General features: G+C 53.0%; 20 protein-coding genes. 6 read left to right on the plus strand and 14 right to left on the minus strand.

Translation table 11 applies throughout. The features are described from left to right. Positions 1 to 148: 148 nt before the first annotated feature. Positions 149 to 832, plus strand: coding sequence for a hypothetical protein (locus ABJG22_RS10970; RefSeq protein WP_348020262.1), 684 nt, complete (start codon positions 149 to 151; stop codon positions 830 to 832). Between the two features lie 77 nt (positions 833 to 909). On the opposite strand, the gene ABJG22_RS10975 is transcribed toward ABJG22_RS10970, so the two are convergent. From ABJG22_RS10975 to ABJG22_RS10990, 4 genes are all read right to left on the minus strand, one after another. Next, a complete protein-coding gene (locus tag ABJG22_RS10975; RefSeq protein ID WP_348020354.1) occupies positions 910 to 1,674 on the minus strand; it encodes an arginyltransferase in 765 nt (254 codons plus the stop codon). Positions 1,675 to 1,844: 170 nt separating this feature from the next. Then, positions 1,845 to 2,072: a hypothetical protein gene (locus tag ABJG22_RS10980; protein ID WP_348020263.1), complete on the minus strand. Its 228-nt coding sequence runs from the start codon at positions 2,070 to 2,072 to the stop codon at positions 1,845 to 1,847. 197 nt (positions 2,073 to 2,269) lie between these two features. Beyond that, the gene (locus ABJG22_RS10985) at positions 2,270 to 3,940 is read right to left on the minus strand and encodes an amidohydrolase family protein (protein WP_348020264.1); all 1,671 of its coding nucleotides are present in this window, start codon (positions 3,938 to 3,940) and stop codon (positions 2,270 to 2,272) included. A gap of 15 nt (positions 3,941 to 3,955) precedes the next feature. Continuing rightward, the gene (locus tag ABJG22_RS10990; RefSeq protein WP_348020265.1) at positions 3,956 to 4,828 is read right to left on the minus strand and encodes an NAD(P)-dependent oxidoreductase; all 873 of its coding nucleotides are present in this window, start codon (positions 4,826 to 4,828) and stop codon (positions 3,956 to 3,958) included. A 75-nt stretch (positions 4,829 to 4,903) separates the two neighbouring features. Between ABJG22_RS10990 and ABJG22_RS10995 the strand changes: the two genes are divergently transcribed. Both ABJG22_RS10995 and asd read left to right on the plus strand, forming a co-directional pair. Next, the gene (locus ABJG22_RS10995; RefSeq protein WP_348020266.1) at positions 4,904 to 6,145 is read left to right on the plus strand and encodes a threonine ammonia-lyase; all 1,242 of its coding nucleotides are present in this window, start codon (positions 4,904 to 4,906) and stop codon (positions 6,143 to 6,145) included. 21 nt (positions 6,146 to 6,166) lie between these two features. After that, the gene (gene asd / locus ABJG22_RS11000) at positions 6,167 to 7,021 is read left to right on the plus strand and encodes an archaetidylserine decarboxylase (protein WP_348020267.1); all 855 of its coding nucleotides are present in this window, start codon (positions 6,167 to 6,169) and stop codon (positions 7,019 to 7,021) included. 742 nt (positions 7,022 to 7,763) lie between these two features. On the opposite strand, the gene folP is transcribed toward asd, so the two are convergent. Both folP and ABJG22_RS11010 read right to left on the minus strand, forming a co-directional pair. Continuing rightward, a complete protein-coding gene (gene folP / locus ABJG22_RS11005; RefSeq protein WP_348020268.1) occupies positions 7,764 to 8,888 on the minus strand; it encodes a dihydropteroate synthase in 1,125 nt (374 codons plus the stop codon). Between the two features lie 13 nt (positions 8,889 to 8,901). After that, positions 8,902 to 10,029 (minus strand): DNA methyltransferase, encoded by a 1,128-nt coding sequence (locus ABJG22_RS11010; protein ID WP_348020269.1) that lies wholly within the window; start codon positions 10,027 to 10,029, stop codon positions 8,902 to 8,904. A gap of 331 nt (positions 10,030 to 10,360) precedes the next feature. Here ABJG22_RS11010 and ABJG22_RS11015 point away from each other — a divergent pair, with 331 nt between their 5' ends. Beyond that, a complete protein-coding gene (locus tag ABJG22_RS11015) occupies positions 10,361 to 11,392 on the plus strand; it encodes an acyl-CoA desaturase (RefSeq protein WP_348020270.1) in 1,032 nt (343 codons plus the stop codon). Here the strand turns inward: ABJG22_RS11015 and rnhB are convergent. The 5 genes from rnhB to glmM are packed head-to-tail and all read right to left on the minus strand — an operon-like array spanning position 11,389 to position 14,465. Continuing rightward, positions 11,389 to 11,946 carry a ribonuclease HII gene (rnhB, locus tag ABJG22_RS11020; protein ID WP_348020271.1) on the minus strand — a complete coding sequence of 186 codons (558 nt, stop codon included), beginning with the start codon at positions 11,944 to 11,946 and terminating at the stop codon, positions 11,389 to 11,391. The genes ABJG22_RS11015 and rnhB overlap by 4 nt on opposite strands. Next, the gene (thiD, locus tag ABJG22_RS11025; RefSeq protein WP_348020272.1) at positions 11,943 to 12,752 is read right to left on the minus strand and encodes a bifunctional hydroxymethylpyrimidine kinase/phosphomethylpyrimidine kinase; all 810 of its coding nucleotides are present in this window, start codon (positions 12,750 to 12,752) and stop codon (positions 11,943 to 11,945) included. The genes rnhB and thiD overlap by 4 nt, the downstream gene beginning before the upstream one ends. Beyond that, on the minus strand, positions 12,713 to 12,904 hold the full coding sequence (locus ABJG22_RS11030) for a hypothetical protein (RefSeq protein WP_348020273.1): 192 nt from the start codon (positions 12,902 to 12,904) through the stop codon (positions 12,713 to 12,715). Before ABJG22_RS11030 ends, thiD begins: the two co-directional genes overlap by 40 nt. Next, on the minus strand, positions 12,898 to 13,125 hold the full coding sequence (locus ABJG22_RS11035) for a DUF1272 domain-containing protein (protein WP_348020274.1): 228 nt from the start codon (positions 13,123 to 13,125) through the stop codon (positions 12,898 to 12,900). The genes ABJG22_RS11030 and ABJG22_RS11035 overlap by 7 nt, the downstream gene beginning before the upstream one ends. After that, positions 13,125 to 14,465 carry a phosphoglucosamine mutase gene (gene glmM, locus ABJG22_RS11040; RefSeq protein WP_348020275.1) on the minus strand — a complete coding sequence of 447 codons (1,341 nt, stop codon included), beginning with the start codon at positions 14,463 to 14,465 and terminating at the stop codon, positions 13,125 to 13,127. The genes ABJG22_RS11035 and glmM overlap by 1 nt, the downstream gene beginning before the upstream one ends. A gap of 171 nt (positions 14,466 to 14,636) precedes the next feature. On the opposite strand from glmM, the gene ABJG22_RS11045 reads away from it, so the two are divergent. Together ABJG22_RS11045 and ABJG22_RS11050 are read left to right on the plus strand one after the other, a co-directional pair. After that, positions 14,637 to 15,857 carry a cation:dicarboxylase symporter family transporter gene (locus ABJG22_RS11045; protein WP_348020276.1) on the plus strand — a complete coding sequence of 407 codons (1,221 nt, stop codon included), beginning with the start codon at positions 14,637 to 14,639 and terminating at the stop codon, positions 15,855 to 15,857. Then, entirely contained in the window at positions 15,854 to 16,846 is a 993-nt protein-coding gene (locus ABJG22_RS11050; RefSeq protein WP_348020277.1) for an aldo/keto reductase, read from the plus strand. The genes ABJG22_RS11045 and ABJG22_RS11050 overlap by 4 nt, the downstream gene beginning before the upstream one ends. 3 nt (positions 16,847 to 16,849) lie before the next feature. Here the strand turns inward: ABJG22_RS11050 and ABJG22_RS11055 are convergent, their stop codons facing one another. Genes ABJG22_RS11055 through ABJG22_RS11065 form a run of 3 tightly spaced genes read right to left on the minus strand, consistent with a single transcriptional unit; the run spans position 16,850 to position 21,151 of the window. Continuing rightward, on the minus strand, positions 16,850 to 18,145 hold the full coding sequence (locus ABJG22_RS11055; protein WP_348020278.1) for an amidohydrolase family protein: 1,296 nt from the start codon (positions 18,143 to 18,145) through the stop codon (positions 16,850 to 16,852). Then, on the minus strand, positions 18,142 to 19,545 hold the full coding sequence (locus ABJG22_RS11060; RefSeq protein ID WP_348020279.1) for an amidohydrolase: 1,404 nt from the start codon (positions 19,543 to 19,545) through the stop codon (positions 18,142 to 18,144). Before ABJG22_RS11060 ends, ABJG22_RS11055 begins: the two co-directional genes overlap by 4 nt. Positions 19,546 to 19,561: 16 nt before the next feature. Then, entirely contained in the window at positions 19,562 to 21,151 is a 1,590-nt protein-coding gene (locus ABJG22_RS11065; protein ID WP_348020280.1) for a peptide MFS transporter, read from the minus strand. Between the last annotated feature and the right edge of the window lie 49 nt (positions 21,152 to 21,200).

Here is a 21,200-nt window from a genome sequence, read left to right on the forward strand (position 1 = left end):
ATGATATGCCCCAATTCGAGACAGGGTGAGAAATCTACCCTATTTCAGATAAGCCCAATGGCCAACATCCGTGAACAATGGTAAATAGCGGTTAACCAAATTTCCTTTGGGCATGCTGGATGCAAGCCCAAAATAGGAGTTGTTACGCATGAAGCCCCTCATATGTGCTTGCGTTACCGCTATTTTCGCGGTTGCGCCAAATTCCGCCATTGCCGCTGTCGACTCGACTTCAGATGCCACCGTTCAACTCCCCTATAACCAAGACTATCCCGATAACCGGATCGCTTATGAGACAAATGCTGTGATTGGCGATGATCGAGTGATTTCCACACCATCTGCTTATCCCAACGCCGCCCAGCCAACCTATCAAGGGAATTGGAACGGCGCATATCAAGAAGACGGAAGCTACCAAGGTGAATGGCAAGGCGATTATCGTGATGCCGACGGTCGCGTATATCGGGGAGACTATTCAGGAACCTTCATCGGTACTGGCGACATGGAGCCAGCACAAAAATATCAAGCAAAGAAAATTTCAAATCGTGCAGAAGAGCTTGTCTATCTTGAACAATGCAAGAAAACTAATGGTGTGACCGGCGGTCTGGGCGCGGTTGCGGGAACTGCCATTGATCAACGAACCAATCGATGTCGAAAATTGCTCAAAAAAGATACGGAAAATCAGCAAGATACCACGCGATATCAAACCAACCCCGGCGGTAGGAACGGATATTATCCGGATGCACAATCGGCGGTAACATCTACCGTCACGCAATCTGGACCCACAACTACCACGACGACGACAACCACGACGACAACGACCTACTACGAAGAGTGAAGGGCTTCAGCAACGCCGAGGCATGCTGCTCTTTGGGCACCAGTATTTTCGGCGAATAAGATCACAAGTCTCGAGTGTCAGCTTTGACCCTGTCGTCGGAGCAACGCAGTTGGATCAAATCTTTCCCAACCGTCGGGACCAAGGCGCTCCAAAGGACGAAACCGGACTTTATATTCCATCTGGGAAGCGCCATCTACCCAATAGCCTAGATAAACATAGGGTAGCTCAGCCGCCTGAGCGCGCAGAATATGATCCATGATAATATAATTTCCAAGGCCCGTCCGCTCGCCATGTTCCGCATCAAAGAAACTATAGATCATTGATAGGCCATCAGCTTGCTGATCGGTCAAGCAAGCGCCAACCAGTCGCCCCTTACTGCCATCCAGCGTGGGTTCGCGATATTCGACAACTAAACTCTTAACCGGCGACTGCTCAACCATGTCGGAATAATCCATCTCGTCCATCTCTGCCATACCACCGCCTGGGTGGCGTTTCGCGAGATAGTTCTGGAGCAGTTGATATTGTTCTTCTGTTGCCCATGGTTCACAGGCTTCGACCACTAGATCCTGATTGCGGCGGATCAATTTCCTTTGCGTGCCACTGGGACGAAACTCATCGGCCAACACTCTAACCGAAACGCAAGCCTTGCAATCCACGCAACTGGGTCGATAGGCGACATTCTGGCTACGTCGAAAACCAATCCGCCCAAGGGCGTCGTTTAATTCTTCGGTATGAGGGCCGCTAAGCTCTGTAAAAACTTTGCGTTCGTTTTTGCCAGGCAAATAGGGGCATGGGCTGGGATTGGTCACAAAGAATCGCGGGAAGCGAACGGGTGCAGTCACAAAACCTGCCTTTTGTTGCATTATTCAGAATCGACATTAGCAATATGCAATGGAGTGAACAGAATGAAAAGGTGATTCACCACATAATTTTATAATCAGGTCATGTTGGTGATAACCAAAAAAAAACGGGACGAAAATCGCCCCGTTTTCCAAATTAGATTAGCTTAAGCTCAAGGGCTTGTTGGATCATCATCATCAGCGATGACAATGATACCAGCGATAACCGCTGCTGCTGCAAGAACAGCGATCAGAATGCCGCTTCCGCCTTCAAGCTCTTCCGAAGAAGAAGCAGAAGTGGTTGCGCCAACGCGCTCAACACTCTGAGATACTTGGGCCGTCACAGGTGCAGCAATCAAAGATGCTGCGGCAATGCCAGCTGCCAATTTACCGAATTTCATAACTATGCTCCAATACGTCATTTACAAAAGGTCGAATGCCAAAAATGGGCATTCATGCGCCCTGCTGTTTTACAAAGGGTTTTATTGAAAAGTCCCTCTGCTGGAATTTTCCTAACTGAGATTATGATTCTTGGCAACAAAATAGAGCATTTAGTTTCTCAAGTTAGCTTATTTCCAAACCACTTAAGCACATATTGCTATTTCTGAACAAATACCGGCCTGCCCGCGATCCACGTTTCCAAAACTTTCAAATCTTTGATTTGCGAAGGGGTTGCGAGCAAGATATCCCGATCAATAAGCAGGAAATCCGCCCTTTTTCCAGGCTCCAGACTACCAAATCGATCTTCAGCAAAGGCTGCATAAGCCGAGCCACTTGTATACGCATGTAACGCATCTTGTCGCGCCAAGCGTTCTTCAGGCATCCATCCTCCGAAAGGCCGCCCAGAAGCATCTTCCCGCGTCATGGCAGCAGCAATACCGGGAAAAGGATTGGGTGATTCAACCGGAACATCGGTCCCAAATGCCAATTTTGCGTCCGAATCAATCAATGACTTCCACGCATAGGCACCATGCAAGCGATCCGGCCCAAGACGCGCCTCCGCCATTAGCCTATCAGACGTCTGATGGACCGGTTGCATGGAAGCGATTGTTCCGGAAGCAGCGAAACGGCCAATGTCGACAGGATCGACAATCTGAGCATGCTCCACTCGCCACCGCCGATCTCCCTTATAGGTCAGTCTCAGCTCTTCAATTGCCGATAAGACTTCCTCATTCGCTTTATCACCAATCGCATGAACCGCCGTTTGGAAACCGTCCATAGCTGCTCTGCTCATCTTATTTCTAAGCTGCGCCGAGGTCAGCATTGCCAGCCCGCTTTCCTTTGGGCGGTCGGCATAGGGCTGTTTCAACAACGCTCCCCGCGACCCCAATGCACCGTCAATCATCAACTTGACCCCCGCCAAACGGAGATGGTCCTCATAAAGCCAAGGTGAAGGCCCAGGGCCTGCTATTGCGATCATATTATCTATCCCAGCGGCATAGGCAACAATACGCACCTTCAACTGGCCACTATCCCCTGCCCTGCGAAAACTTTGCCAATCCTGCATCGACGTACCCATGTCAGCGATCGCCGTGACTCCATTGACCAGCAATATCTCCTGCGCTTTGGCTAGTGCCAGGTCGCGTTCTACGGGACGCGGCTTCGGAATGACATCGGCGAAAAGCCCAGCAGCCGCATCGACAAAAATACCGGTTGGTTTACCGGCTTTCGTTTCAATAGCGCCGCCGTCAGGTGACTTTGTGGCAGATGTAATACGAGCAGCTGCCATCGCAGTACCGTTTACCCAAATTGCATGCCCATCAACCCGGGACAGATAGACCGGACGATCCGGCACTATAGCATCCAGTTCAGCCGCCGTAGGAAAACGCCCCAGCCCCCAGGCCTCTTGGTTCCAACCCGTTCCGATGATCCACTGTCGAGCGGGATTGTCGGCTGCATATTGCGCGACCTTTTCCAATGCTTCTTCGAGCGACTGGGTGCCAGATAGATCAAGGGTCAGCGCGGCGAAGCCCAGTTCCATCACATGGCCATGAGCATCAAAAAAGCCCGGGATCAGCGTACGGCCTTCGCCATCAAACTGAAAATCCAATTCACGTGGCCGCTTATCGTCACGGCTTAACAGCTGCTTCACCTTGCCATCATCGTCAATCACCATGGCGGCGAAACGAATGGCATTGCCTTCATCGTCTAACGTTATGCCGTTGACATTTTCGATCAAGCTGTCGGCACTGACCGGGCTGGATGCCAGACTCATACTCGCGACCATCACACCAAATATTGCACCATGTTTTTTGAACCAGCTGCTCATATCGCTCGCCTTTGCTTATTTTCTTTTCGGAAGACGGGAGACCAGAGAACTCGTGTCATTGCGGCCACCACCATCGGCCTGCACTTCCGCATAAAATTGATCGACCAGCGCGGCGACCGGTATCGCTGCACCATTGGACCGGGCTTCCTCAATCGCCAGCCCCAGATCTTTGCGCATCCAGTCGACAGCAAAACCAAAATCAAATTCATCCTTCGCCATGGTTGCCCAGCGATTGTCCATTTGCCAGCTTTGTGCTGCACCGCCCGAGATAGCCTCGTGGACCTTTTCCAGATCGAGCTGGCTGGCCTGCGCGAAACGCAGTGCCTCAGACAGGCCTTCGAGCACCCCGGCGATCGCAATTTGATTGCACATTTTTGTCGTTTGCCCAGCCCCCGTGCGTCCGACATGCACAATACGTTCCGCATAAGCGGACATGATCAACTCGGCAGCGGCAAAGGCTTCCTTGCTACCACCGCACATGATCGACAACGCACCATTTTCGGCTCCGGATTGACCGCCAGAGACCGGCGCATCGACAACATGAATGCCTCGCCCCTCTGCTTCAACCGACAATTGCCGCGCTATCCGCGCAGAAACGGTCGTATGGTCGATGAAAAGAGAACCCGACGGCATTGTCGAGAAAGCCCCATCGCGGCCCATGGTGACCGATGCAAGATCATCATCATTACCGACACAAGTAATCACAATTTGTTTATCGCGTGCGGCCTCCGCCGGATTTTCTGCAAGAGCAGCACCATGTTTGGCACCCCACGCCTCGGCTTTCGCACGGGTTCGATTGTAAACGGTTAGCTCATGTCCTGCATCGACTAGATGAGCCGCCATTGGGCCGCCCATCACGCCCATCCCGATAAATGCTATTTTTGCCATAGTTTCCTTTAACCTCTTGAACGGCCATAATCATTGTTTCCCTCCCTGACCAGATGCGTTAGGGGCACAGACGATATGAACGATATACAGACAACCAACCATCCTTCCTTCGACTTTGAAGATGTGAAAGCGGCACACGAACGGATCAAAGACCGGGTCGTCCACACACCAACGCTGAAAAGCATTACACTGTCGGAACTTAGCGGTGCGGAAGTCTATCTCAAATTTGAAAATCTGCAATTTACCGCAGCCTATAAGGAACGGGGTGCACTCAATGCCCTACTCCTGATGGATGAAAACAAGCGCAAAGCGGGCGTGATCGCCGCCTCAGCCGGCAATCATGCGCAAGGCCTCGCGTATAATGCCAAAAACCTGAACATCCCGGCCACGATCGTCATGCCGAGCACCACACCGATGGTCAAAGTGGAACAAACCCGCGGTCATGGAGCAGAAATCGTCATATTCGGTAGCAATTATGATGAATCATATGCCCATGCGCTATCGCTCGCCGAGCAGCGGGGCCTAACCTATATTCACGCTTTTGACGATCCACATGTTGCTGCTGGTCAGGGAACCGTGGCCATTGAAATGCTTGATGCAGTGCCGGATTTGGACCGATTGATCATTCCGATAGGCGGCGGCGGACTATTCTCCGGCATGGCCACCGCAGCGGCAGCGAAAAAACCGGGCATAAAGATGACCGGCGTGCAAGCGGCTCTTTATCCCAGCATGTACGGGAAGTTGACGGGTAAGACCGTCGAAGCTGGTGGCGATACGCTGGCCGAAGGTATTGCGGTGCGCAATCCATCGGAATTCACGGCCGAGATCATCCAGAAACATGTCGATGAAATATTGTTGGTCAGCGAAGCGCAATTAGAAGGCTCTGTGAGCTTGCTTCTGCAGATTGAGAAAACTGTCGTTGAGGGAGCGGGAGCCGCCGGCCTCGCCGCTCTGCTCAACAACAAGGAAAAATTCGCAGGTGAAAAAGTCGGTCTAGTTCTGTGTGGGGGCAATATCGATCCACGATTGCTGGCAAACGTGCTCCTGCGCGACCTTGCCCGGTCAGGCCGTTTGGCCCGTCTGCGCCTGCATCTGCGTGATCAGCCCGGCGCACTCTATAATGTCGTGAAGCAATTCGCCGAGCATGAAGTCAATATCATCGAAGTCTATCACCAGCGGGTCTTTACCAATCTGCCGGCCAAAGGCCTGATCACCGATATCGAATGCGAAGCCAAGGATCGCGAGCAGCTAGAAGGTTTGATCGCTGACCTCAACAAGGCCGGCTATGATGTCCGGCAGGTTGAACTGGCCGATTGAGCCATTGATGCGAGAAATTCATTGTTCGAACGTCTGAAAGTCGCATCGCAGCACATCCTGCCAAAGCGGGGCCTTACCGCCTTTGCCGGTCGCATTGCCGAGGCGGAACGCGGCGCGCTGACGACCCGGCTGATACGCTGGTTTGTCGGCAAATATGCGGTCGACATGAGCGAAGCGCAAAACTCCGACATCTCCAGCTATAACAGCTTCAATGCCTTCTTCACCCGCCCGCTCAAAGCCGGCGCGCGCGCTATCACGGAAGCGGATTTTGCCTGCCCGGTCGATGGCGCGATCAGCCAGTTTGGCGCGATTGATGACGACCACATCCTGCAGGCCAAGGGCCATTTGTTTACGACGACCGAATTGCTGGGCGGGGATACGGCGCTGGCAGCAGAATTTCGCCACGGCAGCTTTGCCAATATCTATCTGTCACCAAAGGATTATCATCGCATCCATATGCCTTGTGATGGCAGGCTCACGAGCATGACCTACGTGCCAGGCGCGCTGTTTTCGGTTAATCCCGCCACAGCGCGCGGCGTGCCGAACCTCTTCGCGCGCAATGAACGGGTCATATGTGTGTTTGAATCGCCCGAGCATGGGACGTTCGCGATGGTCCTGGTCGGAGCTACCATCGTCGGCAGCATGGCAACGGTGTGGCATGGCCTCGTCAAACCAAAGCCCGCCAACAAGCTTACGCAGTGGACTTATATCGACCAGAACATCACGCTCGAAAAGGGCGAGGAGATGGGGCGGTTCCTGCTCGGCTCTACAGTCATCATGCTATTCCGCCCGAACAGTATCGCGTTTTCAGCCGACTGGGCACCGGAGAGATCGGTGCGGCTCGGTGAAACAATGGGTGATCGGCCCGGTATTTGAGCTTTATCGACTGGCATACAAGTAAGCGAAGACGCGGCGACTTTATTATTTTCTGATCACTCTGATTAATAGCCTTTGATCGAGTGGCCGACGGTGATCAAAGCTGACCACGGGTCTGAACGTCTCGTTCTACGTCATTTGCGGAATGTCAGCATTTAATCTGCAACATCGATAAATCAGACCTCGGGCTCGCTTTTCAGGAACTTCCGCTTCCGACCCAATGGCGGACTTTGAGTCGAATGATAAATCGACTTGGAAGCTAACATAGATGATCTCTTGGCCGTCAGTTATTCCGTTTTTTTGAGGCCCGTCGGATCGCTCGCAAAATGAGGAATGTTCCAACTAGGGTCACGGAAGTCGCCCATGTTCCTGTGAGAGCCATTAGAAATCTGCCTAGCGCTGTTGCCTCGGACCAATTCGCTACGAAGGGGCTAATCAAGAGAACTGGCAGCACGGCGAGAAGCATCATCTTTGCTTCGCGTCGTTCCGATCGCCTGTGTCCTCGAAAACGAGCGCTCGCTGACTTTCCATGGAACTGTTGTCGTAGTGCATTTTCTTCGCTCGATGCCCAACGGTGAATAATTTTATTGATCCATGGTCTTGGCATAGCACAGCAGTAAAGCGAACGACTGCAAATTTCAAATATTGTCGTCCAACAGCCGCCGTTCCGCTTTCCACCCAATCCCGGCCATCCCGCAAACCCATGACCGCCGTCCGCTTTCCAGATATCGCGGAGTTCAGTCTAGACCGGCGCGGTAACCCCTGCATCGCGCATGCCACGCCAGATTTGCAATGCCTGCACCGTTTCCGGTACATCGTGCACGCGTACGATTTGCGCGCCCTGCTGGACGGCGTGATGCGCAAAGGCGATGGAACCGCCAAGACGTTGATCTACCGGCGCTTCCTTGGACAAGGCGCCGATCATCCGCTTGCGGCTGGCGCCGATCAGAAGAGGTTGACCAAGCGCATGGAACATCGAAATATTGTTCATCAAGGCAAGATTGTCCGCCAATGTTTTGCCAAAGCCCAAACCTGGATCGACAATGATCTTTTCCCGTTCAAAACCTGCTGCAATCACATCCGAAATCCGCTGTTCCAACCAATTCAGCGTATCGGTGACGATATTGCCATAGCCACCGCCTTTATGGGGGTTTTTACCACTGGACGGCGCGTGCATCAGCACCACCGGGCGACCTGAAACGCCAGCCACTTCAAGCGATCTTTTATCGTGCAGCAATGCAGACACATCATTGATCACATGCGCACCAGCAGTAATGGCCGCTTCCATCACCGCTGCCTTGCGCGTGTCGATGGAGACAACAGCACCACAATGGGCCAGTCTTTCAATCACGGGCGCGACGCGCTTAATCTCGTCCCCTTCCCAAACAGGTTCAGCGCCGGGTCGCGTACTTTCCCCACCGATATCAATAAAAGATGCACCAGCGGCCGCCATCGCGAACCCTGCGTCTGCCGCCTTCTCCGGATTGTCCTGATGCTTACCGCCATCCGAGAAGCTGTCTGGCGTAATATTGAGTATGCCCATGACATGCGGCTGATCGAACCGGATGGTCCGCTCTCCGCATTGCAGCGCTTGATGCTGCCGCGTGAGATTGGCGAATTGGTCGTTGGCTCGCTTCGCCAGTGGCTCCGGCAGAGCCTTCGACCATTCCGGCCATTGCGTGATATTGACCAGGCCTCGCTTGGGCGGACTATTGGCTTCAAATATTGAATATTCTATCTGAGAAAACCAAATTAAACTATTGTTTAATTGTTGATTTTTGCCTTCATGCCATTGCGGATTATCAACAAATCCAACCGGTTTCAGATAGAGCTTCGCATCCGGCCCACATGCTTCCAATTCTTCCATTGGACCGCCCATATCAGGGTTCGGTGGCGAGTAAATAGGTCTGACGCAGATTGTCGATCGGTTTCAGATCCTTGCCGTCCTTATAATACCAATATGTCCAGCCATTACAGCTTGGTGCATCCTGTACCGTCGCCCCGATTTTGTGGATTGAGCCTTCCTGCCCCTCCCACAGAACAGAACCATCGGCACGCACCTTCACCTTAAACTTGCGGTTCTTGCTGCACAGCTCGTCGCCGGGCTTCAGATATCCGGTTTCAACCAATGTGCCAAAAGCAACCCGGGGCTTGGCTTTTGGTGACTGCATGGTTTTGAGAGAGCTTTCGTCCAGAGGCAGGGCTTCGGCGATACGCTGTTCAGCCACTTCGCAATAGCTGTCTTCTTTTTCACAACCAATCCATTCCCGGCCCAGTCGTTTTGCAACTGCGCCCGTCGTACCGGTGCCGAAAAACGGGTCGAGCACAACATCGCCAGGATTGGTGGTCGCGAGCATGATCCGGTACAGCAAAGCTTCTGGTTTTTGCGTAGGATGTGCCTTGCTACCGTTGCGTTTCAGCCGTTCTTGGCCACCGCAAATCGGCATTACCCAGTCGCTGCGCATCTGCAATTCATCGTTGAGATTCTTCATCGCGCGATAGTTGAACGTATATTTCGCTTTTTCCGATTTCGACGCCCAAATCAGGGTTTCATGCGCATTGGTGAAGCGCGTTCCCTTGAAATTCGGCATCGGGTTGGCCTTGCGCCAGATAATATCGTTGAGGATCCAGTAGCCCAGATCTTGCAGAGACGCGCCGACCCGGAAAATATTATGATAGCTGCCGATGACCCATAGCGAACCATTTGGTTTCAATATACGACGCGCTTCGGCCAACCATGCCTTGGTAAAAGCATCATAAGCGGCGAAGCTGTCGAAATGGTCCCATGCATCATCCACGGCATCCACCTGCCCGCCTTCCGGACGATAGAGATCACCGCCAAGCTGCAGGTTATAAGGAGGATCTGCGAAGACCATATCAACCGATGCGTCAGGAAGAGACGCCATTGCTTCGATACAATCCATCTTCAGAATCTGCCCCAATGGCAGCCTTGTAGATTTTTTCGCGATACGTGTTTTGGGCACGTGAATGCGCTCGATAATCCCCATGAAACTCTATTCCTTTTTCCTGATGCACCTACGGATGAGTCCGAAGCGCCTCGCGGTCAAGGCCGTTAACATAGGTTAAAGCCGTATCTTTATGGTTAACCAAAGCGAACGTAGGAGAACGAAAGGAGTCCGCCACCAGATGTGGAGTCACGCCCATCAAGCGAGACTCAACCCCTAGTGGTGTGACGAAAAAGACTCTTTCCGAAAATTAATTGTGCATTTTCGAGAAACCCTCGAAATTCAAATATGGTTTCCAAGATGTTACATTCGGGCTATATGTCGCACCAACAAATATGCTCCAGAGCGTAACAGTCCGAGGATCAGTGAACAAATGGCGCGCAATTTTCGAGATAAATATCAGCATGAATATGGCATTGCTCAGGAAAGCGATGAACCTCGTCCTCATCCCGGAGTCATTGTCGGCGGTGCGGCCGGACGCGAAAAGCGTCGGGAATATGCCATTGTTTTTGGATCAAAAATTTTCGGATCTATTGCGGCGGTTTGGTGGATGTTCACCTATGAAACCGGCTGGGTAGAATGGTCCGCTTTCATCGCAGGATATATCATTTTGATGCTTGGTATCGTTCTGGGCTTTCACCGCTATTTTTCACATAAATCCTTCGAAACTTCTGTTCCCATGCAGTATATTCTGGGAGCAATGGCGCAAATGTCGATCCAGTCTTCCGTCTTGCGTTGGGCCACCGATCACCGGCGTCATCATGCCCATTCCGACGAAAATGGCGACGTTCATAGCCCTTGGCTGGATGGCAAAGGTCGTCCGACGAGCCGATTGAAAGGCATGTTCCATTCGCATTTCGGTTGGTTCATGGATGATTGCGTCACGGACATGAGCATCTACGGCAAAGGCCTTGCGGATAATGATGTGGTGCTCTGGCTGCACAAGACACGCTGGTATTGGTTGATCTTCTCCTTGATAATCTTCCCCGGTATTTGGGGACTGGTTTTCGGCGGATGGGAACATGTTATCAGCACGATCCTGATCGGCGGTTATTTCCGGACATTTGTCGTCCTGCAAATCACATTGGGAATCTCTAGCTATGCCCATGTTGTCGGATCACAACGCCACACCAAAGGCGTCGGTACGGCCAAGAACAGCTTCATTTTCTCGCTGCTGACCTTTGGCGAAGGCTGGCATAATAACCACCATAAGCACCCGCGCGCCACGTTTCAGGGCATGGCATGGTGGGAAATAGACATAGCGGGCTATGTTCTATTGCTGCTGGAGAAAATGGGGCTGGTCTGGAATGTTACCCGGCAGCCGAAATATATCAAAAATGACGAAGGCGTGTGGGTTTTGGCGGAACGCAAAATCGCTCAAAAACCAACGAAAGCTGAAGCTTAGAGCAAATCCAACTGCGCTATCGGCGCGAAGCTCTTCCGGTGCAGTGGCGTCGGACCATATTGCTTGAGCGCCGCCAAATGTTCCGCCGTTCCATAGCCCTTATTCCGTTCCCAGCCATATTGCGGATATTGTTCTGCCGCAGCAATCATCATCCGATCCCGGTATTCCTTGGCCAGAATTGACGCGGCAGAAATGCAAGCGTGGATAGCATCTCCACCGACGACGGCTTCGGCTGAATAGGACCATTGGGGCAATCGATTGCCGTCAACCAGCACATGATCCGGCACAGCATCCAAACCTTCCACTGCCCGCTTCATCGCGAGCATTGTCGCCTGCAAGATGTTGATCTCGTCAATTTCAGTTTCCGTGCATTGGGCCACTGAAAAACGAGCGACATCCATAATTTCCTGCTCAAGCCGTTCGCGCTTTTTGGCAGTCAGTTTCTTGCTGTCATCTAGTCCCACAATAGCATGATTGTCGGGTAGAATGACCGCTCCGGCAACCACAGGCCCGGCAAGAGGCCCCCTGCCCGCCTCGTCCACACCGGCAATCAACGCCGTTCACCCTGAAAGTCGGTAACAAATTGATGCCCCAGCGGACCGTTTCCTTCACCAAGGCCCGGTGCTTGCAAAATCGCAACACGCGTAAATGATACCGCTTGTTCAAATGCCATCGTTAGATCCAGACCACGGCCAAGCCCGAACGCCAGCGCACTGGCGAAGGTACAGCCGGTGCCGTGGGTCTCGTTGGCCTCCAACCTTTCGTCCTCTATGCTCTTCAGCAGGCCGCTTGGCGAATAGAGTTGATCGATGACCATAGAGCCCTCTCCGTGCCCACCTTTGATCACTAGGTGGCAACCATGGCTCAATATCCGGTCCTTACCACCCAGAGCTTCCAATTCCGGCAGATTTGGCGTGACGACCGTTGCGACGTCCATCAAATCACCAAAGGCCGCGATCGTATCGCTATCGGCCAGCTCGCTGCCACTCGTTGCGACCATGACCGGATCGAAGACGATCGGAATGCTCAGCTTCGCAAGATATTGCGCAACCGCCTGCGCTGCTTCCGCGCTGCTAATCATCCCGATTTTGATTGCATCCGCGCCAATGTCACTGATCACGGACTCAACCTGTTGTACTATCATCGGAGTTGGCACCGGATGCACAGATTGCACACCAAGAGTATTTTGCGCCGTAATGGCGGTAACCGCCGTCATCGCATGACCGCCCAACATGGTGATCGTTTTGATGTCAGCCTGAATGCCCGCTCCGCCGCCGCTGTCAGAACCCGCGATCGACAATATTCGCGGACAATCGCCGGTCACAGGAATAGTGGTCCGACCTGCACGATCAGGAACCATTCAACGGCTCCGATAATCAACAGGATCAATACCCAGAAGCGACGAAAAAACCCGCGTGCAAAGACAAAGAGGAGCAAGGCCAAAAGGATCGGCAATATCAAGCCAACAACCACAATGGTTGTGGCATCCATCGCATCAAGGAATGTCAGCATTTATATTTCCGTTCCGTCGAAGCTGGGTATTTTGCAAGAAAAGCCGCAGAACGGGTCGGGCGTGCTATCAGCGCGCCGCCGCAATTGGGGCATATGTTTTGGTATTTTTCAGCATTGCAGTTATCGCAAAATGTGCATTCGAAACTACAGATCAGTGCGCCGGACTGGTCCGCGGGCAAATCCTTGCCGCAGCCTTCGCAATCAGGGCGCATTTCGAGCATCAGCCGGCAACCTCTTCGACCACCGCGCAAATCCGGTCGACCACTGCATTCACTTGATCCTCGTCATCGCCTTCCGCCATCACCCGGATCAGCGGCTCAGTTCCTGATTTACGGATCACCAGACGGCCACAGCCTTCAAGTTCTTTCTCCGCTTCTGCGATCACAGCTTTGACCTTTTCGTCTTCAAGCGGCTGACCTTCACTATAGCGGACATTTTTAAGCAGTTGTGGCACTGGGTCAAAAAGATGCAGCAGTTCACTTGCTGGCTTCCCGCTTTCGACCAGTTCACCGAGCACTTGCAGTGCAGCAACAGTACCATCACCGGTGGTGCCATGGTCCAGCATGATCATATGTCCCGATTGTTCGCCACCGACATTATAGCCACCCTTTTTCATCTCTTCCAATACGTAGCGGTCACCGACCTTTGCCCGTACGAGATCCAAATCTTGGGATTGCAGAAATCTCTCCAGCCCGAGGTTTGACATGACCGTGGCGACAATTCCGCCGCCGCGCAAAAGACCATTGCGGTGCCAACTGGAACCGATCAGTGCCATCAGCTGATCGCCATCCACAACCTGTCCTTTTTCGTCGACGACGATCAGACGATCGGCATCGCCGTCCAGAGCAATACCGATATGAGCACCGGAAGAGACCACAGTCTCCTGCAGAATTGCAACATCGGTAGAACCACATTTATCGTTGATATTTAAACCGTTTGGTTCGATCCCCAACGAGATTACTTCTGCGCCCAATTCCCAGAATGCAGCAGGGGCAACCTGATAGGCAGCGCCATTGGCGCAGTCGCAGACAATTTTCATGCCATCCAGTCGGATATGGTCCGCCAAAGACATTTTGACCGCATGAATATAACGGCCGCGTGCATCTTCAAACCGTTTGGCCCGACCAATGTCTGCCGCCGGTGCCAATTTGGCATCTTCCTCCAGATAGGATTCAATTTTGAACTCATCTTCGTCCGACAGCTTAAACCCATCTGGGCCAAATAATTTTATACCATTGTCAAAATAGGGATTGTGACTAGCGGATATCATCACCCCCATATCTGCGCGCATCGATTTTGTGAGCAAAGCCACCGCAGGTGTCGGCATAGGGCCGACTTGAACCACGTCCATACCGACACTGGTGAAGCCCGCCACCAATGCGTTTTCCATCATATAACCGGACAATCGTGTATCCTTGCCGATCACAACGCGATGCTTGTGATTTCCACGGAGGAAATGACGGCCAGCAGCCTGTCCCACTTTCATGGCAATTTCGGCAGTCATTGGGTGTTTGTTGGTCAGGCCTCTTATGCCATCAGTTCCAAAAAATTTCTTCGTCATATTCACTTACATCCCAGAATGGCTGCGCCCCTTAGGCTTGTCTCTAGCCGATGCTCCTGCCGTAGACCAAGAGCGAATGGGATCAATAGGAAAATTTACACATAATCATCCCTTGCCACAGCTTAGCGGTCATGGTTGATGGTAGCCTAGGGATGCCACCGGAGACAAAGAATGAAAAAAGCACTGATCATACTGCTTGCTCTGGTACTCGGCATATTGACCGGACTATTTGTCGGCACGAAAAGCGATTTTCTGGTCGAAGCCGCTGATGTTGTCGGCAACATGTGGCTAAATGCCTTGCGCATGACGGTCATTCCCCTTGTTTTCACCTTGTTGATCGTTGGTATTGGTAAAGCAGCATCAATGGCGCGCGCCGGACGAATGACGGCACGCGCCATATTATTCATGATCTTCATCCTATGGTGTTCTTCCGCGATGGCAGCCTTGGTCACGCCCGCGCTGCTAGAACTTTTCCCGCTCAATCTTGATGCGGCTGCGGCACTTCAGGCCGCGCTCGGCAATGCCCCACCTCCCGGAGATGTGCCTCCATTTAGCGAATTCCTTCGCGCCCTAATCCCAACCAATGCGATAGCGGCAGCTGCAGAAGATGCGGTATTGCCATTGATGATTTTTGCCCTCGCCTTTGCCTTTGCAATCACCCGTTTGCCAGACACCCAAAGGCTGATACTCGACCAATTTTTCAATGCAATCGGGGATGCCTTGCTGGTGCTTATTCAATGGGTTCTGGCTTTGGCACCCATTGGTGTGTTTGCACTGGCTCTGGGGGTCGGCGCCAAAGCCGGACTGGCCGCTTTTGGGGCATTGCTACACTATGTCCTGATCGTCAGCAGCGTTGGCGCGGTGATCTGGATATCCAGCTATATCCTAACCTATGTCGGCGCCAAACGCGGACCAATTGCATTTTTCAAAGCCTCCGCACGGGCACAGGCCGTCGCCATTTCTACACAAAGCTCGCTAGCTTCGCTACCCGCCATGGTTAGCGGCGTGAAAGCCATGGGCGTTGGCGAACGGTCGGCCGATGTTGTCCTGCCTATTTCAGTCGCACTATTCCGCGCCACTGGCCCCTGTATGAACCTCGCTGTCGCAATCTACATCGCCCATCTTTTGGGGATCGAACTATCGTTCGGTATATTGGCTATTGGTGTGGCGGTGGCGGCGATCACCACCATGGGTGCGGTGAGCTTGCCAGGATCCATCAGCTTCATCACATCAATTGCTCCAATCTGCATCGCCATGGGGATCCCAATCGAACCGTTGGTCCTGCTTTTGGCGATTGAGACCTTTCCTGATATCATGCGGACTGTAGCCAATGTCAGCGCTGACATGAGCGTGACGGCAACAATCGCTAGAAGCGAAGGAGATATGGAATGAAATATCGCAAGCTAGGTAGCGAATTGGAAGTCTCGGCCCTTGGCCTCGGTTGCATGCCAATGGCAGGAATTGGTACAGCGATGTATGGCGCGGCAAACGGAACCGAAAGCCTCGCCACCATTGACCGGGCGATCGAGCTGGGTGTCACATTTTTCGACACGGCAGAAGTCTATGGCCCGCACATCAACGAAGAATTACTCGGCCAAGCCATTCGGGGCCGCCGCGACCGATTGGTAATCGCCACCAAATTCGGCTTTGCTTTTAACGAAGGGAAAGTGGTTGGCGTGGATTCCAGCCCTGCCAATATCCGCCGCGCTTGCGAAGGGTCGTTGCGCCGACTGGGTGTTGATACCATTGATCTTTTCTACCAGCATCGCGTCGATCCCAATGTACCGATAGAGGATACGGTGGGCGCGATGGCCGAACTCGTTGCGGAAGGCAAGGTCCGCTATCTCGGCCTATCGGAAGCCGGAGCGGAAACACTGAAGAAGGCCCATGCAACCCATCCCATTGCTGCCTTGCAGTCGGAATATTCTTTGTGGGAGCGCGGCATTGAGGAAGAAATTCTACCGATCTGCCAAGACCTTGGCATCGGCTTTGTGCCCTATAGTCCGCTGGGCCGTGGCTTCCTGACTGGCCAGATCAGTAGCCGGGATGACTTGCCCGAAGATGATTATCGCCGCAACGATCCGCGCTATTCGGAAGAAAATTTCGCGTTGAACATGAAACTCGTCGATGTGGTGAAAGAAGTCGCCGGGCGCCATCACTGCTCGCCTGCACAAATCGCCCTGGCATGGTTGTTGGCCCAGGGCGACTTCATCGCCCCGATCCCCGGCTCCAAACGACGGGCAACGCTGGAAGATAGTATGGCGGCGGTCGATATCGCATTGACGGAGACGGATCTCGACGAACTGGAAACCGCTGCCCCCGTCGGCGGAACCGCAGGGCTTCGCTATGGCGACAGAATGATGTCGATGGTCCGGCTTTAACGGCTAGTGGTCATAAGCCTTTGGCAAAGCACCAGGCGCTGGGTTCCGGTAACGATCCCGCAGATGCATCTGGCGATTGCTAAGAGACTGCTCAACACCATCGATGATCACCTTCTCAACCTGCGTTGAAAGTTCCAATGGGTCACCATTCCAAATCACGACGTCGGCCTGACGGCCGACTTTGAGAGACCCGATCCTGCCACCCATACCCATGATATCAGCAGGTCCAGAACTGATCGCAGCGAAAGCCTCGTCCCAGCTGAGCCCGCTAGCGCGAGGCACCTTGTTGAGCGCAACAAGATTGCCGGCATATTGCATCGAATAGCGCAGTTGGTGCGCATCACGATCATTGATCATACCGATAGCGACCTTCACTCCGGCATCCTTCATCCGACCGATATTGGACTGGGTTGCCGCCAAATCCTCAAAACCATATGGCAAATCGCTCAGCGCCGAGGCCAGAACCGGCACACCGGCTGCCGCGATATGATTGGCGACACGCCAACCTTCATTGACGCCTACCAATACCATTTTCAGTGCAGGAAAATCCTTTCGCAAGTCCAGAACCTTCAAAATATCATTCGCGCCTTCGACATGGACGAGAAGCTTCGTGCTGCCGTTAATCACTGGCAGCAGCGCTTTTGCATCTGATGCCTTTAGCAAATCACTATCGAAGACTGCTGGATTACGTGCGTAAGTGCGCGCTTCGTTTAACAATGCCCGGAAATGGATATGGGCAGCGGAACGACTGCCGCCTGCCCGCCGATGACCGGTCTCACCCAGTTCCACAAATTGGAAAGCGCGCGCTTGGGTGATGGGGTTTTCATCCTGTCCAAGATCAACGATCGCGCCATATCCGCCAAAAATCGAACTGCTGGTGCTCGGCGAAACAACCGCGCGAGTGACCCCTGCCGCGCGGTTCACGGCAATTGCTGACGCAAAGGGATTGACGGCATATTGAATGTCCAGCGCAGCCGAGAACGGCGAACTGCTCGCATTCACATCATTGGTTTGATTCACCGCCCCGACTTCAACCAGACCGACCCGGCTAAAACCGGCGAAAATACCTGGTGTGACCCATTTTCCGGTCGCATCAAAACGGCGGGCATTAGCGGGGATTGTGACATTGGCACCTGCCGCCACGATCCGGTCATTGCGGATCAACACCGTACCGCCCTCTATCGGAGCGCTGCCGTCACCAATCACAAGCTTTCCGCCAGTGATAGCGATGGTCTCAGCCGCTGTAGGCGCAGCCATCAAGGCCGCGGCGGAGGCGAGGAGCATAGAAAAGCGCTTCATTTTACGTCTCCTTCACCCGGCTGGCCCAGCTCGAAATCGCTGACCGGACGCCGTTTGGGATCGCCGCTGTCAAACATCAATGCACCATCAATCCACACTTTCTCGGGTCGTGCATAGACGCTGAGCGGGTTGCCGTTCCACAAAACTAGATCGGCCATCTTGCCCGGTTTCAGGCTGCCAGTCATTTCGTCAATGCCCATCGCTTTCGCCGGATTCAGCGTGATCCACCTGATCGCCTGCGCGTCGCTAATTTCAATGCCCATGGCCCGTCCATCGGAAAGCGCCTTGGCCGCTTCCTGATTGAGCCGCTGGATTTGGTTTTCATCATCGCTATGGATGATCACACAGGCCCCTGCATTTTGCAGCAATGCAGCATTTTCCGGGATGGCGTCATAGGCCTCCATCTTGAAGCCCCACCAGTCGGCCCAGACCGCAGAACAAATATCTTCCTCAGCAAGGATATCAGCGATTTTGTAGCTTTCCACCGCATGGTGAAAAGCCGTTACCTTATAGCCAAATTCCTTTGACATATCGATGATCTGGGCAAGCTCATCTGCGCGATAGCAATGGTTGTGTACCAATATATCTCCGTCGAGCACACCGGCGAGCGTTTCCTTGCCCAAATCACGCTTTGGCGGATTGGTGCCATTGCGTTTCTTTCGATATTCCTGAGCATCTATCCAGGTTTGCCGGTTGAGCGCCAGATTGCCCATGCGGGTAGATGGCAAGCGGTTGCGTCCGCCGTAAACACGCTTCGGATTTTCACCACAGGCCATTTTCATACCATAAGGCGCATCAGGGAATTTCATCCCCTGTACAGTTCTGGCCGGCACATTTTTCAATGTCACCGAGCGGCCGCCAAAAAGATTGGCCGAACCCGGCAATATCTGCAGGGCTGTAATCCCGCCATTGGCCATCGCCCTAGAAAATCCGGGGTCCTGCGGCCAGACACTATGTTCTGCCCAAACTTGCGGTGTGACAGGGGATGTTGCCTCATTGCCATCACTATGCGCCGCGACGCTTGGCGTCGGATAGTCGCCAAGATGACTGTGCACATCAATGATACCGGGCGTCACATATTTGCCCGTGCCGTCGATGACCATAGCATCGGAAGGAATGGCGATGTCAGGACCACCAACGCTATCAATCTTGCCACCGGACATGAACACAGTGCCATTGTCGATGCGACCGCCTGCCCCGTCATAGATGGTCACACCGGTAACAGCGGTCGGCGTTGAAGGATAAGCCCTGTACGTCGACGGAAAGGCGACTTTCGCTGTCTTTGAGGTTTTGGCCGCAGCACTAGAAGCGCTAGCAGTCTCTTTCTCGGCTGCAGTGGCCGCACATCCGGCCACCGACATACCGCCAGCGGCAACCGCCAGCAAAACCCCAAATTTCATACGAAGCCCCTTTATCTTATGCTTTTGTCGTCGGATGGATACCCGCAGCGCCCGGCTCACCAATTTCAGCCTGACCTTCAAGATCGTCACCGATATTTTCATCAGCAAGCGTATCCAAATGCATCAGTTTCTTGATCAGCGGAGAGATTACGATCACCGCCACACCAACGCCAACAGCGACCCAACCAACGGTAGAGTAGACCTCTAGAACCCGTTCTGGGCCAGCGCCTTCCGCGCCAACCGCAGAAGCGATCAGGCCAGCGGCAAAGTTACCCGTTGCCGATGCAAAGAACCAGGTACCCATGATCAGGCTAGCCATATGGCTAGGTGCCAGGCGGTTCATCGCGCTCAGCCCAACTGGCGACAGGCAAAGTTCGCCCGTGGTGTGCAAGAGGTAAATCAGGAAGATGAAGACAACCGGTGTGAGATTGCCCGTTCCGGCAGCCAAAGCGCCAGCGACAAGAACCAGAAAACCGGCGCCAAGCTGGATCAAACCAAGACCAAATTTTGCTGGTGCCGAAGGTTCAAGCCCCCTGCGACCAAGCATGGTCCAAAGCAACGCAAAAACAGGCGCCAACAGCACGATATAAATCGCATTGATCGACTGGAACACCGATGCCGGAACCTCAATTCCGAAAATACTCCGGTCAACGCTTCGATCGGTAAACAGGTTCAGCGATGAACCGGCTTGTTCGAACAAGGCCCAGAAGAGAATAGAACCAAAGATTAGGAACATCGCTGCAAAGATACGATCCCGATCCTCAGGAGCCAATTTGGCGACTGCCGTATAAAGAACGTAAACAACCAATATGGCACCGGCTATGCCAAGCAAGGAACCGACCAAAGCCTGATATTGGATCAATATCCAAACCAGACCAACGGTCGCGAAGCTTAGAATGTACAGCAGCCATTCAAATTTGATGCCGCCAACTTTGCTCTCGAGCCGCTCTGGATTATTTGATTCACCGCGGCCAACCAACAAAGGCTTGCCCCACACAAATACAATCAAACCGAGCAACATGCCGATTCCGGCAGCACCAAAGCCGTAGGACCAACCATAGGTCTGGCCAAGCCAACCAGCGATAATCGCACCAAGTGCGGCGCCCAAGTTAATGCCCATGTAGAAAATCGTGTAAGCGGGATCACGACGAATATCGGTACGGGAATAAAGCTGCCCCACAATGACCGAAATATTGGCTTTCAAAAAGCCCGAGCCAACGATGATGAAGGCCAGTGCTAACCAGAAAATATTGATCGCGGGATCCGCCTGTCCGGCTCCATCACCCTCGAAAGCCATCAAGAAATGGCCAAAAGTCAGGAGTAAGGCGCCAAAGGTGACGGCTTTTCGTTGCCCTAGATAGCGATCAGCAAGGTAGCCGCCGATGACGGGTGTAATGTAGACTAAGGCCGTATAAGCACCGTAGATGATACCGGCTTCGCTATCCGAAAACATCCAATGTTGAACGAGATAGAAAATGAGCAAGGCACGCATGCCATAATAGGAAAAACGTTCCCACATTTCTGCAAAAAACAGGACAAAAAGCCCCTTTGGATGACCAAGAAAAGTCCCTCTTGCATCACCAGATTCCTGATACGCACCTGACATGTATAACTCCCCGACAATAGATTTGGGCTGTCAAACGCAGCCCGGTTGG

The organism is Parasphingorhabdus sp. (assembly GCF_039939955.1).
GTDB lineage: Bacteria > Pseudomonadota > Alphaproteobacteria > Sphingomonadales > Sphingomonadaceae > Parasphingorhabdus.